Annotated in this window: 20 protein-coding genes; 14 read left to right on the forward strand and 6 right to left on the reverse strand. The window is 66.7% G+C overall.

Annotation, left to right across the window (positions count from 1 at the left end):
- The first annotated feature begins 43 nt into the window (after nt 1–43).
- The 13 genes from GGQ98_RS06455 to GGQ98_RS06515 all read left to right on the forward strand — a co-directional run bounded on the left by GGQ98_RS06455 (nt 44) and on the right by GGQ98_RS06515 (nt 10,915).
- A complete protein-coding gene (locus GGQ98_RS06455; RefSeq protein ID WP_184066821.1) occupies nt 44–610 on the forward strand; it encodes a GNAT family N-acetyltransferase in 567 nt (188 codons plus the stop codon).
- Nucleotides 607–1,650 carry a GTPase ObgE gene (gene obgE / locus GGQ98_RS06460; RefSeq protein ID WP_184066824.1) on the forward strand — a complete coding sequence of 348 codons (1,044 nt, stop codon included), beginning with the start codon at nt 607–609 and terminating at the stop codon, nt 1,648–1,650. Before GGQ98_RS06455 ends, obgE begins: the two co-directional genes overlap by 4 nt.
- On the forward strand, nt 1,635–2,762 hold the full coding sequence (gene proB / locus GGQ98_RS06465; RefSeq protein ID WP_184066827.1) for a glutamate 5-kinase: 1,128 nt from the start codon (nt 1,635–1,637) through the stop codon (nt 2,760–2,762). Before obgE ends, proB begins: the two co-directional genes overlap by 16 nt.
- Nucleotides 2,759–4,015 carry a glutamate-5-semialdehyde dehydrogenase gene (locus GGQ98_RS06470; RefSeq protein WP_184066830.1) on the forward strand — a complete coding sequence of 419 codons (1,257 nt, stop codon included), beginning with the start codon at nt 2,759–2,761 and terminating at the stop codon, nt 4,013–4,015. Before proB ends, GGQ98_RS06470 begins: the two co-directional genes overlap by 4 nt.
- Before the next feature lie 7 nt (nt 4,016–4,022).
- Nucleotides 4,023–5,000 (forward strand): LLM class flavin-dependent oxidoreductase, encoded by a 978-nt coding sequence (locus GGQ98_RS06475; RefSeq protein ID WP_184066833.1) that lies wholly within the window; start codon nt 4,023–4,025, stop codon nt 4,998–5,000.
- On the forward strand, nt 5,000–5,605 hold the full coding sequence (locus GGQ98_RS06480) for a nicotinate-nucleotide adenylyltransferase (RefSeq protein WP_184066836.1): 606 nt from the start codon (nt 5,000–5,002) through the stop codon (nt 5,603–5,605). Before GGQ98_RS06475 ends, GGQ98_RS06480 begins: the two co-directional genes overlap by 1 nt.
- A 3-nt stretch (nt 5,606–5,608) precedes the next feature.
- Nucleotides 5,609–6,004, forward strand: coding sequence for a ribosome silencing factor (rsfS, locus tag GGQ98_RS06485; RefSeq protein WP_184066839.1), 396 nt, complete (start codon nt 5,609–5,611; stop codon nt 6,002–6,004).
- 1 nt (nt 6,005) lies between these two features.
- Nucleotides 6,006–6,428 (forward strand): 23S rRNA (pseudouridine(1915)-N(3))-methyltransferase RlmH, encoded by a 423-nt coding sequence (locus GGQ98_RS06490; RefSeq protein WP_184066842.1) that lies wholly within the window; start codon nt 6,006–6,008, stop codon nt 6,426–6,428.
- Nucleotides 6,428–7,537, forward strand: coding sequence for a murein hydrolase activator EnvC family protein (locus GGQ98_RS06495; protein WP_184066845.1), 1,110 nt, complete (start codon nt 6,428–6,430; stop codon nt 7,535–7,537). The genes GGQ98_RS06490 and GGQ98_RS06495 overlap by 1 nt, the downstream gene beginning before the upstream one ends.
- A 94-nt stretch (nt 7,538–7,631) precedes the next feature.
- A complete protein-coding gene (locus GGQ98_RS06500) occupies nt 7,632–8,951 on the forward strand; it encodes a S41 family peptidase (RefSeq protein WP_184067030.1) in 1,320 nt (439 codons plus the stop codon).
- A gap of 56 nt (nt 8,952–9,007) precedes the next feature.
- A complete protein-coding gene (locus tag GGQ98_RS06505; protein ID WP_184066848.1) occupies nt 9,008–9,925 on the forward strand; it encodes a divergent polysaccharide deacetylase family protein in 918 nt (305 codons plus the stop codon).
- Complete coding sequence (locus GGQ98_RS06510) at nt 9,918–10,382, forward strand: disulfide bond formation protein B (protein WP_184066850.1); 465 nt, start codon at nt 9,918–9,920, stop codon at nt 10,380–10,382. Before GGQ98_RS06505 ends, GGQ98_RS06510 begins: the two co-directional genes overlap by 8 nt.
- A gap of 41 nt (nt 10,383–10,423) precedes the next feature.
- On the forward strand, nt 10,424–10,915 hold the full coding sequence (locus tag GGQ98_RS06515; RefSeq protein ID WP_184067032.1) for a demethoxyubiquinone hydroxylase family protein: 492 nt from the start codon (nt 10,424–10,426) through the stop codon (nt 10,913–10,915).
- Between the two features lie 209 nt (nt 10,916–11,124).
- Here the strand turns inward: GGQ98_RS06515 and GGQ98_RS06520 are convergent, their stop codons facing one another.
- From GGQ98_RS06520 to dnaK, 6 genes are all read right to left on the reverse strand, one after another.
- Nucleotides 11,125–11,370 (reverse strand): hypothetical protein, encoded by a 246-nt coding sequence (locus tag GGQ98_RS06520; protein ID WP_184066853.1) that lies wholly within the window; start codon nt 11,368–11,370, stop codon nt 11,125–11,127.
- Between the two features lie 79 nt (nt 11,371–11,449).
- Nucleotides 11,450–11,932, reverse strand: a complete 483-nt coding sequence (locus GGQ98_RS06525; RefSeq protein ID WP_184066856.1) for a GDYXXLXY domain-containing protein — start codon at nt 11,930–11,932, stop codon at nt 11,450–11,452.
- A complete protein-coding gene (locus tag GGQ98_RS06530; RefSeq protein WP_184066859.1) occupies nt 11,929–13,128 on the reverse strand; it encodes a DUF2157 domain-containing protein in 1,200 nt (399 codons plus the stop codon). Before GGQ98_RS06530 ends, GGQ98_RS06525 begins: the two co-directional genes overlap by 4 nt.
- 113 nt (nt 13,129–13,241) lie before the next feature.
- Nucleotides 13,242–13,883, reverse strand: a complete 642-nt coding sequence (locus GGQ98_RS06535; protein WP_341534151.1) for a glutathione S-transferase family protein — start codon at nt 13,881–13,883, stop codon at nt 13,242–13,244.
- 11 nt (nt 13,884–13,894) lie between these two features.
- Complete coding sequence (gene dnaJ / locus GGQ98_RS06540) at nt 13,895–15,028, reverse strand: molecular chaperone DnaJ (protein ID WP_184066862.1); 1,134 nt, start codon at nt 15,026–15,028, stop codon at nt 13,895–13,897.
- Nucleotides 15,029–15,088: 60 nt separating this feature from the next.
- Nucleotides 15,089–16,996 carry a molecular chaperone DnaK gene (gene dnaK, locus GGQ98_RS06545; RefSeq protein WP_184066865.1) on the reverse strand — a complete coding sequence of 636 codons (1,908 nt, stop codon included), beginning with the start codon at nt 16,994–16,996 and terminating at the stop codon, nt 15,089–15,091.
- A gap of 255 nt (nt 16,997–17,251) precedes the next feature.
- Between dnaK and GGQ98_RS06550 the strand changes: the two genes are divergently transcribed.
- Nucleotides 17,252–17,767, forward strand: a complete 516-nt coding sequence (locus tag GGQ98_RS06550; RefSeq protein ID WP_184066868.1) for a copper chaperone PCu(A)C domain-containing protein — start codon at nt 17,252–17,254, stop codon at nt 17,765–17,767.
- Nucleotides 17,768–17,788 lie beyond the last annotated feature (21 nt).

Raw genomic sequence — 17,788 nt, forward strand, 5'->3', positions numbered from 1 at the left:
TTTTTTCGTCTCTCCCTTCCCGATCGGGCAAATGGAGCGAGACATGTTTGCGCGCACGAAACGGCTGTTTCTGAGACCCGCCTGGCCGGAGGACGCCAAGGCGCTCTCCGCCGCGATCGCCGATGAGGCTATCGTCCGCAATCTCGCCACCGCGCCGTGGCCCTATGGCATCAACGATGCCCGGCAAAAGATCGCACGCGATGCCGAAGCCCCGGCACGCGAAGCGAGCTGCCTCGTTTTCCTGCGTACGAACGGTGCTGCGGAGCTCGTCGGCGGCGTCGGCTTCGGACGCTGGAACGACAGCATCAACATTCCCGAGATCGGCTATTGGATAGCGCGGAGGCACTGGGGCAAGGGCATCGCGTTCGAGGCTGCCGAAGCTGTCATTGCGGCGGCGTTCCTGAGCGCGGGCAACACCATGCTCGGCGCGGGCCATTTCATCGACAATCCGGCTTCCGGCAAGGTTCTGAGAAAGCTCGGCTTCCTTCCTACCGGCGAGATCATTCCCTATCCCTGCCTGGCGCGGGGCTGCGAGATCGATTCGGTCGAATACCGCCTGTCACGGGATCGCTGGCTAGATCGCATCGGCATGTATAGGGAAGCGGCATGAAGTTTCTCGATCAGGCAAAGATCTACCTGCGCTCCGGCGGCGGCGGCCCCGGCGCCGTGTCGTTTCGCCGTGAAAAGTTCATCGAACAGGGCGGCCCCGACGGCGGCAACGGCGGCAAGGGCGGCGACATCATTTTCGAGGCCGTTGATGGACTGAATACGCTCATCGATTTCCGGTATCGCCAGCACTTCAAGGCACCGCGCGGCGATGGCGGTGCTGGACGCAACCAGACCGGCGCTTCAGCCGATGATCTCGTTATCCCCGTGCCGGTGGGCACGCAGATTCTCGCTGACGATGAAGAGCAGTCCCTGCTCGCCGATCTTACGACCGTGGGCGAGCGCATCACCTTCCTGCACGGCGGCATGGGCGGGCGCGGCAATGCATCCTACAAGACATCGACGAACCGCGCGCCGCGTCAGTCGCAGCCGGGTATTCCCGGTGAGGAAATGTGGGTTTGGCTGCGGCTGAAGCTGCTGGCGGATGCGGGTCTGCTCGGCCTGCCGAATGCCGGCAAATCCACCTTCATCAACGCCGTTACCAATACCAACGCCAAGGTCGGCGCCTATCCGTTCACGACGCTGAAACCGCAGCTTGGCGTCGTGTTGCACCGGGACCGGGAATTCGTGCTTGCGGATATCCCCGGTCTTATCGCGGGCGCCGCCGACGGCGTCGGTATCGGCGATCGCTTCCTAGGCCATATCGAGCGCTGCCGCGTGCTGCTGCATCTCGTCGATACAAGCGCAGCGTCTCCCACCAAGGCGTACCGCACCATTGTGGATGAACTGGAGGCCTATGGCGCAGGTCTTGAAGACAAGCCGCAGGTCGTCGCGCTGACCAAGATCGATCTTGTCGATGGACGGGCGCGCGCAGCCAAGCAGCGCGCGCTTGAAAAGGCGTGCGGACACGAGGTCCATCTGGTTTCGGCTGCGACAGGCGAAGGCGTGACAAGCGTGCTCGATGCTCTGCTGAAAGAAGTCGGCGAACGTGCGCGCTCAGGGAAGAAAGAGGCGGACAAGCAGGCAGCATGGTCACCGATCTGAGCCCCTTTTCACCGGGCAACTGCAAATGTCTGGTCGTCAAGGTGGGATCGGCCCTGCTGGTCGACGAGGACGGCAGGCTCCGCCGCGAATGGCTGCAAAGTCTCGCCGCTGACATCGCCGATCGCCGCGCGCGCGGCCAGCGTATCGTTGTCGTGTCGTCGGGCGCCATCGCGCTCGGTGCGCGGCGACTCGGACTGCCGAAAGGCGGACGCGCCTGCCTTGAGGACGCGCAGGCCGCTGCGGCAACCGGCCAGATCCTGCTGAGCCAGGCGTGGGCCGAACTGCTTGCCGACAGGAACATTACCGCCGCGCAGATGCTGCTGACGCTCGGCGATCTTGAAGATCGCCGCCGGTTCCTGAACGCCGCCGCCACGCTGGAGCGCCTGCTTGGGCTCGGCGTCGTCCCGGTGCTCAACGAGAACGACAGCGTCGCGACGGAGGAAATCCGCTTCGGCGACAACGACCGCCTCGCCGCGCGTGTCGGACAGGCCGCGACAGCGGAGGGCGTACTGCTGCTTTCCAACATCGACGGGCTTTTCACCGCCGATCCGCGCAGCGACCCGGAGGCGGAACTGATCGCGCGCGTCGATGATATCGACGCTGTTCTGAAGCGCGTGACGCTGGGCGAAAGTGCCGCGATGGGCTCGGGCGGCATGGGCGCCAAGGTCGCGGCGGCGCGCATTGCCTGCAAGAGCGGTATCCCGCTGGGCATCGCGCAGGGCACCGAGATCAATCCGCTCGCGCGGCTGGAGCGAACCGGCCGCTGCACGCTGTTCGCAGCCGTTTCTCCCAGCCGCGCGCGCAAGGCGTGGCTCGCAGGGCGCCTCACCTCCGCCGGTCGGATCACCATCGACGCGGGCGCGGCAAAGGCTCTCCAGCGCGGCGGCAGCCTGCTCGCGGCGGGCGTGCGGCAGGTGGAGGGCAAATTCGCGCGCGGCGACGCCGTCGAGATCGCCGACGAAAACGGCCATGTCCTTGCACGCGGGCTCGCGGGCTACGATATCGCCGATGCGCGCGCCATCGCGGGCATGCGTACGGAAGCGCAGGCGGAGATCCTCGGCTATGCGCCGCGCTCCGCAATGGTACACAGGGATCATCTGGTTCTGCTATGAATGACATCGAAGCCCGCATTGCCGCCATGGCCCGCGCCGCACGCGCTGCGTCCCGCACGCTCGCGGCGACGCCGACCGCGCGCAAGGCTGCCGCGCTGAAAGCTGCCGCAGAGGCCATCCGCGCCGCAGCGCCCGCGATCCTCGCCGCCAATGCCGACGATATGAAGGGCGCCGAAGCGCGCGGCACATCGGGGGCTATGCTCGACCGGCTGCGGCTCGATGACTCCCGCCTCGAAGGCATTGCGGCGGGTGTCGAGGCGGTCGCGAACCTGCCCGACCCCGTCGGCGCAACGATCAAGGGCTGGACGCAGCCGAACGGACTGAAGTTCGAACAGGTGCGCGTGCCGCTCGGGGTCATCGGCATCATCTACGAAAGCCGCCCGAACGTAACCGTGGACGCAGGCGCGCTGTGCCTGATGTCCGGCAACGCCTGCATCCTGCGCGGCGGATCGGAAGCGCTAGGCACCTCGCAGGCGCTGCACGCAGCGTTCATTTCCGGCATCACCAGAGAAGGGCTTCCGGCTGACGCGGTGCAACTGGTGGACACGCCCGACCGCGCTGCCGTCGGTGCGATGCTGGGGGCCGCAGGCCTTATCGACATCATCATCCCGCGCGGCGGCAAGGGCCTCGTCGCGCGCGTGCAGTCGGAAGCGCGCGTGCCCGTGCTCGCGCACCTCGACGGCATCTGCCACGTCTACATCGACAAGGACGCCGACGCGGACAAGGCCGAGGCCATCGCGCTCAACGCCAAGCTGCGCCGTACCGGCGTCTGCGGCGCAGCTGAAACGCTGCTGATAGACGAAGCCGCACAGGAAACCGGCGCGCGCGTCGTGAAGGCACTGCTCGACGCAGGCTGCGAAGTGCGCGGCGACGATACCATCCGCGCGATCGATGCGCGTGTCGTTGCGGCCGATGATGCGGATTGGGGCACCGAATATCTCGACGCGATCATCTCCGCGAAGGTGGTGGACGGCGTCGGCGGCGCTGCGGCGCACATCGCCCGCCACGGGAGCGCGCACACCGAGAGCATCGTCACTGAAAACACCGACACAGCGAACCGCTTCCTTGCAGGCGTGGACAGCGCCATTGTGATTCACAATGCCTCCACCCAGTTCGCGGACGGCGGAGAGTTCGGCTTCGGCGCGGAAATCGGCATCGCCACGGGCCGCCTGCACGCGCGCGGCCCGGTCGCGCTCGAAGGGCTCACCACATACAAAACGCTGGTGCGCGGCAACGGGCAGGTCCGCCCGTGATGGCCGCATGACCCCGCTTTCGATCCTCGACCTGTCGCCCGTCGTTCAGGGCAGCACCATCCGGCAATCGTTCGCCAATTCAGTAGCGCTCGCGCAGGCGGGCGAACGGCTAGGCTATCGGCGTCTCTGGCTCGCCGAGCACCATGGCATGCCGGGTATCGCGAGCGCCGCGACATCGGTGCTGATCGGCCACATCGCGGGCGCGACGTCTTCGATCCGCGTCGGCGCGGGCGGGATCATGCTGCCGAACCACGCGCCGCTGCTCATCGCCGAGCAGTTCGGCACGCTCGATGCCCTCTACCCCGGCCGTATCGATCTGGGTCTCGGCCGCGCACCCGGTTCCGATCAGAAGGTGTCGCAGGCGATCCGCCGCGACCTTCACGCCGCATCGGAGCGTTTTCCGCAGGAAGTGCAGGAAGTGCTTGCCTATTTCCGGGGGGAAGGGCCCGTGCCCGCAGTGCCGGGGAACGGCGCCGACGTCGATGTGTGGATTCTCGGCTCCAGCCTGTTCGGCGCGAGTCTCGCCGCGCATCTCGGCCTGCCCTACGCCTTCGCCTCGCACTTCGCCCCGCAGGCGCTCGGCCAGGCGATCGAGGTCTATCGCGGGCATTTCAAGCCCTCCGTCCATCTCGACAAGCCGTACCTGATGCTCGGATACAACGTGATCGCTGCCGATACGGACGAAGAGGCTTCCATCCTCGCAACGTCGCAGCAGCAGGCATTCGTGAATCTGGTTACGGGCCAGCCCGGCCGCCTGCCGCCGCCTGTCCCCGGATACCGCGAATCGCTGCCGGCCGATCTTCAGGCCCACCTGACCCGCACCCTCTCCTGCTCCGCCGTCGGCAGCGCCGAAACGGTGGCGAAGCAGATGCGCGCCTTCGTGACGGAAACAGGCGCGGACGAATTGATGGTCACAGGCATGATCTTCGATCAGGATGCACGGCTCCGTTCCTACGAGATTGCCGCGCAGGCGGCAGGGCTCTAGTGGCGCGAATCGGGCTTCTCGGCGGCTCGTTCAACCCTGCGCACGGCGGCCACAGGCACATCAGTATCGAGGCGCTCCGCCGGCTCGCGCTTGACGAGGTGTGGTGGCTGGTCAGTCCCCAGAACCCCCTGAAAGACAAGGCGGACATGGCGCCGCTTGCGGCGCGCATGGCCTCCGCCCGCCGCACTGCGCGGCATCCGCGCATCCGGCCCACGGATATCGAAGCGTCGCTGGGCACCGCCTATACCGACGATACCATCACCGCGCTGAAGCGCACCTTCCCCCAGCACCGGTTCATCTGGATCATGGGCGCAGACAATCTGTTGCAGTTCAGCCGCTGGAAACGCTGGCGCGACATCGCGCGCGAAGTGCCGATTGCCGTAATGGCGCGGGGAGACTACATTGGTCGGGCACGCCGGGCTCCGGCCATGGCGTGGCTTCGGCGGCATGTCCGCGGTGAAGCGCGTGCAAAACACTGGGCTGAATGGGAGCTGCCGGCGATTGTGATCCTTTCGATCCCGCTCGATCCCTCCTCCGCCACGGCGATCCGCACACGCGATCCGGGATGGGCGAGCCGAATTGGTGCAACGAACCCGAAGGGATAAGGATTGTCTCCCAGCAGCGCCGCGGCAACGCCCGGCGACCATGAAGGCGGAAGCTCCGAAGAGCTGCACGCCCTCATCCTGAAGTCGCTCGACGACGATCAGGCCGTCGATGTCATCGACATTCCGCTCAGCGGAAAGACGCAAATCGCCGATCACATGATCATCGCCAGCGGTCGCTCCACGCGGCAGGTGGCGTCGATGGCACAGAAACTCGCCGAAAAGATCAAGTCGGACCTCGGCCGGGGCGTGCGGATCGAAGGCCTTCCCGCAGCCGATTGGGTGCTCATCGACGCGGACGACGTGATCGTTCACCTGTTCCGACCCGAGGTACGAAGCTTCTACAACCTCGAAAAAATGTGGGCCTTCGACAAAACCCCGGCGGCAGCCGCAACCGCCTGAGGTGCTCCTCCATGTCATCGCGCGCGGACGCATCGGGCGCTGCCCGGAGGCCGATCTGGTCGAGCGGTACCGCGCGCGGATGAACTGGCCCTTTCGCATCACCGAACTTCCCGATCGCGGCGGGCGTGTACCGCCGCCCGCCGGCGATTGCCGGCTGGTGGCACTCGATGAGCGCGGCGACACCCTGCCCTCTGCCGCGTTCGCCGAACGACTTGGCCGCTGGCGAGACGACGGCGTGAGGGAGGCACGCTTCCTGATCGGCGGCGCCGACGGGCACGATGCGGAAACCCGGGCAGAGGCGGACCTTCTCATCAGCTTCGGCAAGGGAACATGGCCGCATCTGCTGGTGCGCGCGATGCTTGCCGAGCAACTTTACCGGGCGACATCGATTCTCGCCGGTCATCCCTACCACCGCGAAGGCTGATGCGCGCTGCGGCCCTCGCCTTCCTGCTCCTCGCTGCGGCCGCACCTGCGGACAAGGCGGAGCAGGATGCACTGAGTGCCGATTCCCGCGCAGCAGCCCTGCGCCGCGACGCCGATGCAGCCGACGACAGGGCGCGCACGGCGCGGCATTCGGCGATCGAACTGGCACGGCGCATCCAGAACGGCGAGGCGCGCGTGAGCACCATCGAGGCCGGAACCGCCCGGCTGGAACGGATGCGGCGTCAACAGCGCGCGCACCTCGCCGCGCAGCACGGCGAGATCAGCCGTCTTCTCGCAGTCCTCCAGACCTTGAGTCGCAGACCTGCGGGCCTTGTCCTTCTCGAACCGTCGTCCGCGGTCACGACGGCCCGCGTGAGCGCGCTGCTGGAAGCGGTTCAGCCCACACTGCGGGACCGGACCAACGTCTATCGCCGCGACCTTGCCCGGTCCCGCGCCTTGCAGACCCGGCTCGATACATCGAAGCGGCAGTTGCTTGCCGCCAACACCGACCTTTCGCTCGCAATTCGTCAACTCGACACCGTGCAGACCGACCTGCGTGCTGCGCGCGACTCGCTCGATCGCGAAGCAGACGAGGAGCGCGGACGCGCGCGGACGCTTGCCGCGCAGGCGATGGACCTGCGCGGGCTTGCCGGCGCGTTCGACGACGGCGTGAGCACCAACAGCCGTCGGCTCGCGCCGCCCCGGCCCGTCCGGAACGCGGCGCCGCTTCCCTTCCCTTATCTGCGACCTGCGGCGGGAAGCATCGTGGAGGGATTTGAAGACATGAGCCATGTCGGTGTCCGCGCGCGCGGAATGACGCTGTCGACGCGAAAGGGCGCGCAGGTCGTGGCCCCGGCACAGGGCCGCATCGCCTATGCCGGGCCGTTCCGCACTTACGGGGACATCGTGATCGTTCAGCACCCGGGCGGACTGCTGAGCATGATGTCCGGTCTCGAACGCGTCGATGTGCTCGTCGGTGAGACGGTATCGGCGGGAACGCCGATCGGCCGCATGGGATCGCTCGATCCCGAACTCTACCTCGAACTCCGCCGGGACGGACGCCCGATCGACCCCGCGCAGCATGTTCGAAAAACCGGTGGCGACGGCTGAAATCCGTTACTCGTAAATTCATCGGCGTATGGCTATGATGGCACGAATGCGCTGGGACTGGGGCCGCACCGCCGGCCACGACAAGGAAGAAGTGATGTCTCGTAAGCTTTTGCACACGCTGATCCCCGCCGTGGCGATCGCGCTCATCCCCTCGACGACTGCCGTGCAGGCGGCGAACCCGGCGAGCACGTATCGCCAGCTGGATCAGCTGATGGATGTGTTCGAGCGGGTGCGCGCTGAATATGTTGACGAAGTTACCGACGAGAAGCTGATCGAGGGCGCCATCAACGGGATGCTCTCCAGCCTCGATCCGCACTCGAGCTTTCTCAACATGCGGAATTTCGAGCGGATGCGGACGCAGACCGAGGGCGAGTACGGCGGGCTTGGGCTGACCGTCAGCCAGGAGGACGGCGTCGTGAAGGTGATCGCGCCGACCGACGATACGCCCGCCGCGCGCGCGGGCATCAAGGCTGGTGACTACATCACGCACATCGACGGCGAACTGATCTACGGCCTGTCGCTCGACGACGCCGTCGACAAGATGAAGGGGCTGCCGGGCACCACCGTGAAAATCTCCGTCGTCCGCACCGGCCAGCAGAAGCCGATGGAGCTGACGCTGAAGCGCGAGATCATCTCGCTGAAGCCGGTGAAGCACGAGGTGAAGAACAACATCGGCATCCTGCGCATTTCCGCCTTCAACAAGCAGACCGGCGAGGCGACGCGTCAGGCGATCGCCGAGATGGAGAAGCAGGCAGGCAGCAAACTGCTCGGCTTCGTCGTCGATCTGCGCTCCAACCCCGGCGGGCTGCTCGATCAGGCCATCGAAGTGTCGGATGCGTTCCTGGAACGCGGCGAAATCGTTTCGCAGCGCGGGCGCCGCAAGGGCGACGTGCAGCGCTATTACGCGCGCGAGGGCGACGACACGAAGGGCAAGCCGATCGTCGTGCTCGTCGACGAGGGATCAGCCTCCGCCGCAGAGATCGTCGCGGGCGCGCTGCAGGACCACCGCCGTGCGCTCGTCCTCGGCCAGCGCAGCTTCGGCAAGGGTTCGGTGCAGACGCTGATCCCGATGACGCAGGACACTGCGCTGCGGCTGACGACAGCGCGCTACTTCACGCCTTCCGGCCGATCCGTGCAGGAGGAAGGCATCGAACCCGATATCATCGTGCCGCAGCTTTCGGACACCGACTACAAGGAACGCCGCGTGATCCGCGAGGCTGACCTCCGCCAGCACCTGCGCAACGACGCGGTGAAGGACAACAAGATCATCGAGGAAGACGACAAGGAAAACCCGCGCTTCGTGCGGACCGCCGCCGATCTCGAAAAGGCCGGGGTCAGCGATTATCAGCTCGACTACGCAATGAAGATCATTGGCCGGCTCGGACCGGTGCAAACCGCAGAGGTGTCCCGCTGAGCGACGACATCGCCCCACGTCGGGGCCGGGGACTGCTGCTCGCGCTCGGCGGAGCCGTGCTGTTCATCGGCCTTGCGACCGCATTCGTGGAACTGCTGCGGCCGTTCGCGCCGAGCCACGCCGCGCAGACGGGCGAGGCGGCCCGCCCCGCGCCGACGCCCGAAATCAAGGCCCCGGCAAAACCCGTGGTCGCGCAAGCTCCAGCGACCGCGAGCCCGCCCGCCGACAAGCCCGATATCGACGAAATCCAGCGCGCGGCGCGCGATACACCGCCCGCAGCCGCCATTCCGGCCGGGCCGATCGTCGCGATCATCCTTACCGAACTCGGGCCCAATGCGACCGCGGCGAAGGCCGCGATCGATCGCTTGCCCGCCGCGGTGAGCCTTGCCTTCTCGCCCTACGCCGACGCCTCCCGCGAGCTTGCAAAAACCGCCAGGGCGGGCGGGCACGAGGTGTGGCTTTCGGTGCCGATGCAGCCCAAATCATATCCGCGCGTCAATCCGGGCAAGAACGTGCTGCTTACCGCGCAAACCCCGGCGGAGAACATACGGCGGCTGGACTGGGCGCTTTCCCGCGTCGAAGCGCCGGTCGGCATCACCAACATGATGGGCAGCGCGTTTACCGAAAGCGCCGCCGCGATGCGCCCGTTGCTGGGCGCGGTGAAGGCCCGGCAGCTGTTCTATCTGGACGCCCGCTCTTCGGGACGCTCCGTGGGCGAGACGGAAGCGCGCGCGATCGGTCTTGCCGCCGCCACCAACGACCGCTTCCTCGACGAACCCGAAACCACCGCCAACATCCGCCGCAACCTCGACGACCTGGTCGCCACCGCCAAGCGGCGGGGCTACGCGGTGGGCTATGCCCGCCCCGTCTCCGCGACGATCGGCGAGATCGAGCGGTGGTCGGCGGAGCTTGAAGCCAAGGGCGTGACGCTTGTCGGCGCGAGCCTTGTGGCGCGGAAGGCCGGGAATGGCTGAGCGGCTGCGCCTTGCGCATCTGACCCTGCTGATCGGCCCCGCCGCGCTGCTGGGCGGTGCGTTCGCATTCCAGCATATCGGCGGGCTTCACCCGTGCGAGATGTGCATCTGGCAGCGCTGGCCGCACGCCGCCGCGCTTGTTCTCGCCAGCCTGGCGCTGTTCGTGCCGGGCACAGGCAGACGCGCGCTGCTGCTGCTCGCGGCGCTTGCCGAACTCGTCACCGCCGGGATCGGCGTCTTTCACGCCGGTGTCGAACAGCGCTGGTGGCAGGGGCCGAGCGCGTGCAGCGCGACCGACCTCGGCACGGGCGATTTCCTTTCGAGCGTGCTGGCGACGCCGGTTGTGCAGTGCGACCAGATCGCGTGGTCGCTGGCGGGCATTTCGATGGCCGGTTACAATGCCATTCTTTCCGGGCTGATCGCGGGAGTCGCGCTGTGGCTGATCCTGAAACGCTGAAACATCCGCTTCCCGGTGATCGCGGCGCGGACACCGCTTCGATGCTGCGCGTCGATCAGGCGGGCGAATACGGCGCGGCGCGCATCTATGCGGGGCAGCTCGCGGTGATGGGAAACCGCCACCCCGACAGCGCCGAGATCGCGCGGATGCGCGCGCAGGAACAGCACCACCTCGACGTCTTCAACAAAATGGTCGTGGCACGCGGCGTGCGCCCGACCGCGCTGGCGCCCTTCTGGCACGTGGCCGGCTATGCACTCGGCGCAGCGACGGCGCTGATGGGCCCGCGCGCGGCGATGGCGTGCACCGCCGCCGTCGAGACCGAGATCGACCGCCACTACCGTGAGCAGGCCGACGCGCTCGGCGACAGCGACCCGGAGCTGAAGGCCCGGATCGAGGCGTTCGCCGAGGAAGAACGCGAGCACCGCGACATCGCCATCGCCCACGGCGCCGAACAGGCCCCCGCCTATCCGCTGCTTTCCGCCGCGATCCGCACCGGATGCAGGGCCGCGATTGCGATTTCCAAGCGGGTTTGAGGCATTCGATACTGAGGCTCTGCGTCCCTCGACTTCGCTCGGGATGATGATCGTAGAGTGAGAGTCGTTGGGATTCTGATCGACTCTCCGAAGCCCCTCCACTTCAGGGGAGGGGTTGGGGTGGGGCGTTTCCGCCCGGCGCTGCGTGTGGGGATAGGCCCCACCCCCCGGCCCCTCCCCTGAAGAGGAGGGGGGAAGGACTGTGCCCTTCAGTTCGCCGGTTCGAGCCTGTCGTTGACGAGGCGGCCCTGTCGCGTGAGCCGCGCGACGACGACCATCGGTTCACGGCGCAGCATGTCTTCAAGTTTCGGGGCGCTCGTTTCGGAAACGAAGATGCGGCTTGAAAATTCCGGGGGCTCGACTTCGCTCGGGATGATGCACGTAGAGTGAGAGTCGTTCGGATTCTGATCGACTCTCTGAAGCCCCTCCACTTCAGGGGGGTTGGGGTGGGGCATCTCCGCCCGGCGCTGCGTGTGGGGATAGGCCCCACCCCCGGCCCCTCCCCTGAAGAGGAGGGGGGAAGGACTGTGCCCTTCAGTTCGCCGGTTCGAGCCTGTCGTTGACGAGGCGGCCCTGTCGCGTGAGCCGCGCGACGACGACCATCGGTTCGCGGCGCAGCATGTCTTCAAGTTTCGGGGCGCTCGTTTCGGAAACGAAGATGCGGCTTGAAAATTCCGGGGGCTGTGTCGCGGCACGGAACTGCTTGATGTTGCTGCCGTTTACATCGATGTACGCGGGGCAGGCCGTGCCCGGCGCCGCGATCGTCGCGGCAATCTCTCCCGCCTCTTCGGACAGGCAGAGGCCGCACGCTGCGCCCTTGCAGACGGCAGGATCGCCCACGACGCGCCAATCGTAGCGGAACTGGATGAAGCGGCCCCGGATCGGATCGCGCGGATCGAAGCCCGCGATCGGAATGCGCCACTCGCTCGCGCCCGACAGCCCCGCCTCGCGCGCAGCGATGCTGAGCATGAGCCCGACGAGCGGGAGCAGCAGGGCGAAGGCGAGCCGGCGCTTCATGCGCGCGCCCTTCCCACGAGCGCAAAGACGCGCCGCCAGCCGAGCGCAAGCGCGATCAGCAGCACGCCGCCGATGATGAGCCCGGCGCCGGTGGTCGCAAGCGACCCGAACAGCTCGAAATAGATGATGAAGATGCGGATGCCGACGGCAGCGACGGCAACGCCGAACAGCGCGCGCCAGCCCGATGCGATCGCGGCGCGGGCGATGAGCCCCCACATCGCCATGTAGATAAGCGCGCCCGCGAGGCGCGCGGGCCAGCCGTCCGCGTGGGGAACCACCGTGGCGAGCAGCAGCGCGGCCATCGGCGCGGCGATGATCGGCAGCAGCATCGCGCGGGGGATCATCCGCCAGCGGCGCCCGGCCCATACGGCCCCTGCGGCAACGACCACCGGTACGACAAGACGCACGGCCATGTCACCGGCCTCGGTAGGCGTGACCGTGCCGGCCCACACGAAATGCGCCAAGCTGACGCCGCCGAGCCAGAGGAGAACGCCCACCTCGCGAAGCCCGTCCGCGAAGCTGAGACGGCTGCGCCACGGCAGAAGCGACAGGCCGATGAGGATGAGCGGACCCGCGATGGCGAGGCCGTGCACGAAATACCAGAGGCCGTGCGCGTGCTCGTTTTCCAGGGCGAGCGCCGCCAGCGTCCACAGCAGCATGCCCGACCAGCCGTAGGCGACAAGGCGCGTGCTGCCCGCGATCAGCATCGCGGGGGTCATCAACAGGAGCCAGGGCACGAGCGCCTGCCACATCGGCCCGGTGAGCTGATAGACCTGGGAGTGCAGCGCGATCCCGGCAAGCACGAGCGCCGCCAGCAGGAACAGCGCGCCTTCCTTCAGCCAGCGATTGCCGCGCGCCGCGCCGAACCAGACGGCGGCGGCAGCAGCGGCTGTCAGCGCGAGATGGGCGCCGAGCTTCAGCCAATCGGCAATGACATCCCAGTTCGCCGCGACGATGAGCGCGAGGCCGAGCGCGAGCGCGAACAGGCCGAGCCCGATGATGGCCCAGAGCACATAGGGGCGATCCCCCGCCTCTTCATGAGCGCGGATACGCGCGGCGGTATCGGTATCGATGAGACCGGCGGCAACCCACGTGTCGAGCTTGCTTTCCAGCGACATGGCGCGGACTGTGGCGGAGTGCGCGCGGCCTGTCCAGACAAGGCTCAGGTCGCGCAGCTTGTATATAATGACGGTCATGCTGAACTTGTTTCAGCATCCATTTCGGCGGGGGCATTCGAGGCGTGCGCAGCATGGATGCTGAAACAAGTTCAGCATGACGTACGCCATTAAACGGCTCTATCCGGTACGCGTCAGGCCGCCAGCATTGCCTTTTCTTCCGCGATGACGCTTGCGAAGGACGGGCGCGACAGGATCGAGGGCAGCCACGCGCCGAGCCGGGGGTGCTTCGCGCAATCGACATCGATCGCGCAGTGCGAGAGGTTCACGAACGGGCTCGCCACGGCGATGTCGGCAAGGCCGAAAACGCCGCCGACGAGGAAGCCGCCGGGATCGGGGACGACGCCTTCGAGATAATCGAACAGGCGGGGCAATTCGGCGATGCCCTGCTGCACCGTGTCCTCGTTCCCCGGCTGCTTGAGGAAGCGCGGCCCGACCACGCGGTTGAAGAAGATCTTGCCGCCCGAAAGCGCCACCAGCGTATCGCCGAACTCGTCGAACCAGATCGCGCGCGCGCGATCTTCAGGCGCGGCGGGAATGAGGGCGGGGTCGGGATATTTCGCATCGAGATAGTGAAGGATCGCGGAAGAATCGGCGATGCTGAAATCGCCGTCGCGAAACGCGGGCATCTTGCCGAACGGCGAGATGGAGAGAAAATCCGGATTGCGCGATCTGAGCGAGACGGGAGCCAGTTCGAAATCGAGCCCCTTTTCGGTGAGCGCCACGACGACCTTGCGCACGAAAGGCGAGATTGTCGCCCCGTAAACCTTCATCATCGGGCTCTCCTCTATTCGGTCAACTCATCCCACTTGGCACGAATTTTCGCGAAGAAGCCGTGGCTTTCGGGGCAGCTTCCGGCCTCCGGCTCCAGCGCCTGGAACTCTTCGAGAAGTTCGCGCTGCCGCTTGGAAAGCCGCGTCGGCGTTTCGATCTCCACCTCTATGATGAGATCGCCGCGCCCGCCGCCGTTCAGCGCCGGCATGCCCTGCCCGCGCCGCGAGAACTGCTTGCCGCTCTGCGTGCCGCCCGGGATTTTAAGCTCGACCACGTCCCGATCGATCGACGGCACCTCGATCGTGCCGCCGAGCGCCGCGAGCGTCATCGCCACGGGCACCTTCACATAAAGGTTGGTGCCGTCGCGCTCGAAGATGTCGTGCGCTTCGAGATGCACGAAGATGTAGAGATCGCCCGGCGGACCGCCGCGCGCACCGCCCTCGCCCTCGCCCGTCAGGCGGATGCGGGTGCCGTCGTCGACACCGGCGGGAATGCGCACGTCGAGCGACTTGTGCTTGTCGACGCGGCCCGCGCCGTGACACGCCTTGCAGGGATCGGAGATGACGCGCCCGGCGCCGTGGCAACTCGGGCAGGTGCGTTCCATCAGGAACATGCCCTGCTGCACGCGCACCTTGCCGTGACCGCCGCAGGTGCCGCACGTGCTGGCGGTGGCGCCCGGGGCCGCGCCCGAACCGTCGCAGGGCGCGCAGACGGCGGCGACATCGATCTCGATGGTCCGCGTATTGCCCGCGAAGGCTTCCTCCAGGCTGAGATTGAGATCGTAGCGCAGGTCCGCGCCGCGCATCGCGCTGCTGCGCTGGCGCTGGCGACCGCCGCCCATGAAATCGCCGAAAATGCCTTCGAAAATGTCGGCGAAGTCGCCGAAGCCAGCGCCGCCGCCGCCGTTGCCGGGGCCGCCGTTCTGGAACGCCGCCTTGCCGTAGCGATCGTAGGCGGCGCGCTTCTGATCGTCTTTCAGGCAATCATAGGCTTCGCTGATCGCCTTGAACTTCGCTTCGGCGTCTGTGCAGCCGCCGTTCTTGTCGGGGTGGTACTGCATCGCGAGCCGCCGATAGGCCGACTTGATCGTCGCGCCGTCGGCCGTGCGCTCGATCCCGAGCAGTTCATAGTAATCGGCTTCAGCCATACGTCCGGTCTGCCCCCGCCGGAACGGCCACCGCCCGCAGAGCGGCGGCCGCTACCGTGCTTACGCTTTCTTGTCTTCGTCGACTTCCGAGAACTCGGCATCGACCACATCGTCGTTCGATGACGTGGAGGCCTGCGCGTCCGCTTCGGGTGATGCGGCCGCGGCTTCCGCCTTGTAGACCGCCTCGCCGAGTTTCATCGCTTCCTGCGCGAGCGCCTGCGTCTTGGCGTTGATGTCGTCGACGTCATCCGAATCGAGCACCGATTTCAGCGCGGCGATCGCGGTTTCGATGCCGCCCTTCGTGGAGGCATCGACCTTGTCGCCGTGCTCGGCGAGTTGCTTCTCGGTCGAATGGACGAGGCTGTCCGCCTGGTTGCGGGCCTCGGCCTTGGCGCGGCGCTTCTTGTCGTCTTCGGCGAACTTCTCGGCGTCCTTCACCATCTGTTCGATGTCGTTGTCGGAAAGACCGCCGGACGCCTGGATGCGGATCTGCTGCTCCTTGCCGGTGCCCTTGTCCTTGGCCGAGACGTTGACGATGCCGTTCGCGTCGATGTCGAAGGTGACCTCGATCTGCGGCACGCCGCGCGGCGCGGCGGGAATGCCGACGAGATCGAACTGGCCGAGCGCCTTGTTGTCCGCCGCCATCTCGCGCTCGCCCTGGAAGACGCGGATCGTCACCGCGCCCTGATTGTCCTCGGCGGTCGAATAGACCTGGCTCTTCTTGGTCGGGATTGTCGTGTTGCGATCGATCATGCGCGTGAACACGCCGCCCAGCGTCTCGATGCCGAGCGACAGCGGCGTTACGTCGAGGAGCAGCACGTCCTTGACGTCGCCCTGCAGCACGCCCGCCTGAATGGCGGCGCCCATCGCGACGACCTCATCGGGGTTCACACCCGTGTGCGGTTCCTTGCCGAAGAACTTCTTCACCTCTTCGCGGACGAGCGGCATGCGCGTCATGCCGCCGACGAGGACGACCTCGTCGATCTTGTCCTTGTCGAGCCCGGCGTCTTTCAAAGCCTTGCGGCACGGCTCCAGCGTGCGGGCGACGAGATCGCCGACGAGCTTTTCAAGGTCGGCGCGCGTGATCGTCTTCACGAGGTGCTTCGGGCCGGTCTGATCGGCGGTGATGAAGGGCAGATTGACCTCGGTCACCTGCGCCGAAGACAATTCGATCTTGGCCTTCTCGGCCGCTTCCTTGAGACGCTGGAGCGCCAGACGGTCGCCGCGAAGATCGATGCCTTCGTCCTTCTTGAAACCGTCGGCGAGATAATCGACGATCTTGGCGTCGAAATCCTCGCCGCCGAGGAACGTGTCGCCGTTGGTGGACTTCACCTCGAACACGCCGTCGCCGATTTCCAGCACGGACACATCGAAGGTGCCGCCGCCCAGATCGTAGACCGCGATGGTCTTGCCGTCGTTCTTCTCAAGCCCGTAGGCGAGCGCCGCGGCGGTCGGCTCGTTGATGATGCGCAGCACTTCAAGCCCGGCGATCTTGCCGGCATCCTTGGTGGCCTGGCGCTGGGCGTCGTTGAAGTAGGCGGGCACGGTGATGACGGCCTGCGTGACGGTCTCGCCGAGATAGCTTTCGGCGGTTTCCTTCATCTTCTGGAGGATGAAGGCGGACACCTGCGACGGGCTGTAATCCTCGCCGCCGGCCTTCACCCACGCATCGCCGTTGCCGCCCTTCACGATGTGATAGGGAACGAGCGCCATGTCTTTCTTGGTGACGGGGTCGTCGAAACGGCGACCGATGAGGCGCTTCACCGCGAACACCGTATTGTCCGGGTTCGTCACCGCCTGGCGCTTCGCCGGCTGGCCGACGAGGCGCTCGCCATCCTTGGTGAAGGCGACCATCGACGGCGTCGTGCGCGCGCCTTCGGCGTTCTCGATGACCTTGGGCTTGCTGCCCTCCATCACGGCGACGCAGCTGTTGGTCGTGCCAAGGTCGATACCGATTACCTTGCCCATATCTTCCGTGTTTCCTCTTTCAGATTCCAAGCAGGAACAGACGATTGACCCCGGCGCCGCGCAAACGTGCCGCAGCGTCGTCGGTCTACGCGGGCGATGTAGGAACAGCGCGCACGCCATACAAGAGCGCGCAGCCGCAGCCGCTGCGATTCCCGCGCCTATGAGGACGAGCTGCCGCATGGCGCAGCCCGCACCGAATGTGGCATGACACGCGCAAGCGGAACGATGGATTCGTCAGGCAAAGGATACAGCAACGTGGCGCGCACCGACAGAAACCTTGGAATTGCAGCCTATGCGGCAGCCCTGCTGCTGCTCGTGGCCGCAGCAGTCGGCGGTCGGGCGATGGCCGCCCCCCCCAATGCTGGCCCCAATGCGCCTGCCGTGAGCAACGCCTGGGTTCGGCTGCCCGTCGTTTCCGGGCGCCCGGCCGCCGCCTATGCGACGATCACGGGCGGCGCGATGGCGGACCGGCTGATCGCCGTGGAAGGCCCCAAGCCCGCGCGGTTCGAGCTGCACACGACGAAGGCCGAAAACGGCGTGATGCGCATGCTCCCGCTCGTCGCGCTTCCCGTGAAGCCGGGCCAGAAGATCGCGATGAAACCGGGCGGCATGCACGTGATGGTGTTCGGCCTGCCCGCCACGAAACCCGATTCGCGCGTGCCGCTGACCTTCGTGTTCGAAAAGGCCGGACGCGTCGCCGTCTCCGCGCACGCCATGAGCGCGACGGCGCCCGAGATGAAGGCCAAGGCCGGAGAGCATTCGCATCATTAGAGCGCTGACCGACGGTGAACG

Source organism: Sphingosinicella soli (genome assembly GCF_014199685.1).
GTDB lineage: Bacteria > Pseudomonadota > Alphaproteobacteria > Sphingomonadales > Sphingomonadaceae > Sphingosinicella > Sphingosinicella soli.

Coding starts and splice junctions, on each gene's coding strand:
- GGQ98_RS06455 (WP_184066821.1), top strand. CDS start 44: ATGTTTGCGCGCACGAAACGGCTGTTTCTGAGACCCGCCTGGCCGGAG.
- obgE (WP_184066824.1), top strand. CDS start 607: ATGAAGTTTCTCGATCAGGCAAAGATCTACCTGCGCTCCGGCGGCGGC.
- proB (WP_184066827.1), top strand. CDS start 1,635: ATGGTCACCGATCTGAGCCCCTTTTCACCGGGCAACTGCAAATGTCTG.
- GGQ98_RS06470 (WP_184066830.1), top strand. CDS start 2,759: ATGAATGACATCGAAGCCCGCATTGCCGCCATGGCCCGCGCCGCACGC.
- GGQ98_RS06475 (WP_184066833.1), top strand. CDS start 4,023: ATGACCCCGCTTTCGATCCTCGACCTGTCGCCCGTCGTTCAGGGCAGC.
- GGQ98_RS06495 (WP_184066845.1), top strand. CDS start 6,428: ATGCGCGCTGCGGCCCTCGCCTTCCTGCTCCTCGCTGCGGCCGCACCT.
- GGQ98_RS06500 (WP_184067030.1), top strand. CDS start 7,632: ATGTCTCGTAAGCTTTTGCACACGCTGATCCCCGCCGTGGCGATCGCG.
- GGQ98_RS06510 (WP_184066850.1), top strand. CDS start 9,918: ATGGCTGAGCGGCTGCGCCTTGCGCATCTGACCCTGCTGATCGGCCCC.
- GGQ98_RS06515 (WP_184067032.1), top strand. CDS start 10,424: ATGCTGCGCGTCGATCAGGCGGGCGAATACGGCGCGGCGCGCATCTAT.
- GGQ98_RS06520 (WP_184066853.1), bottom strand. CDS start 11,370: ATGCCCCACCCCAACCCCCCTGAAGTGGAGGGGCTTCAGAGAGTCGAT.
- GGQ98_RS06525 (WP_184066856.1), bottom strand. CDS start 11,932: ATGAAGCGCCGGCTCGCCTTCGCCCTGCTGCTCCCGCTCGTCGGGCTC.
- GGQ98_RS06530 (WP_184066859.1), bottom strand. CDS start 13,128: ATGACCGTCATTATATACAAGCTGCGCGACCTGAGCCTTGTCTGGACA.
- GGQ98_RS06535 (WP_341534151.1), bottom strand. CDS start 13,883: ATGATGAAGGTTTACGGGGCGACAATCTCGCCTTTCGTGCGCAAGGTC.
- dnaJ (WP_184066862.1), bottom strand. CDS start 15,028: ATGGCTGAAGCCGATTACTATGAACTGCTCGGGATCGAGCGCACGGCC.
- dnaK (WP_184066865.1), bottom strand. CDS start 16,996: ATGGGCAAGGTAATCGGTATCGACCTTGGCACGACCAACAGCTGCGTC.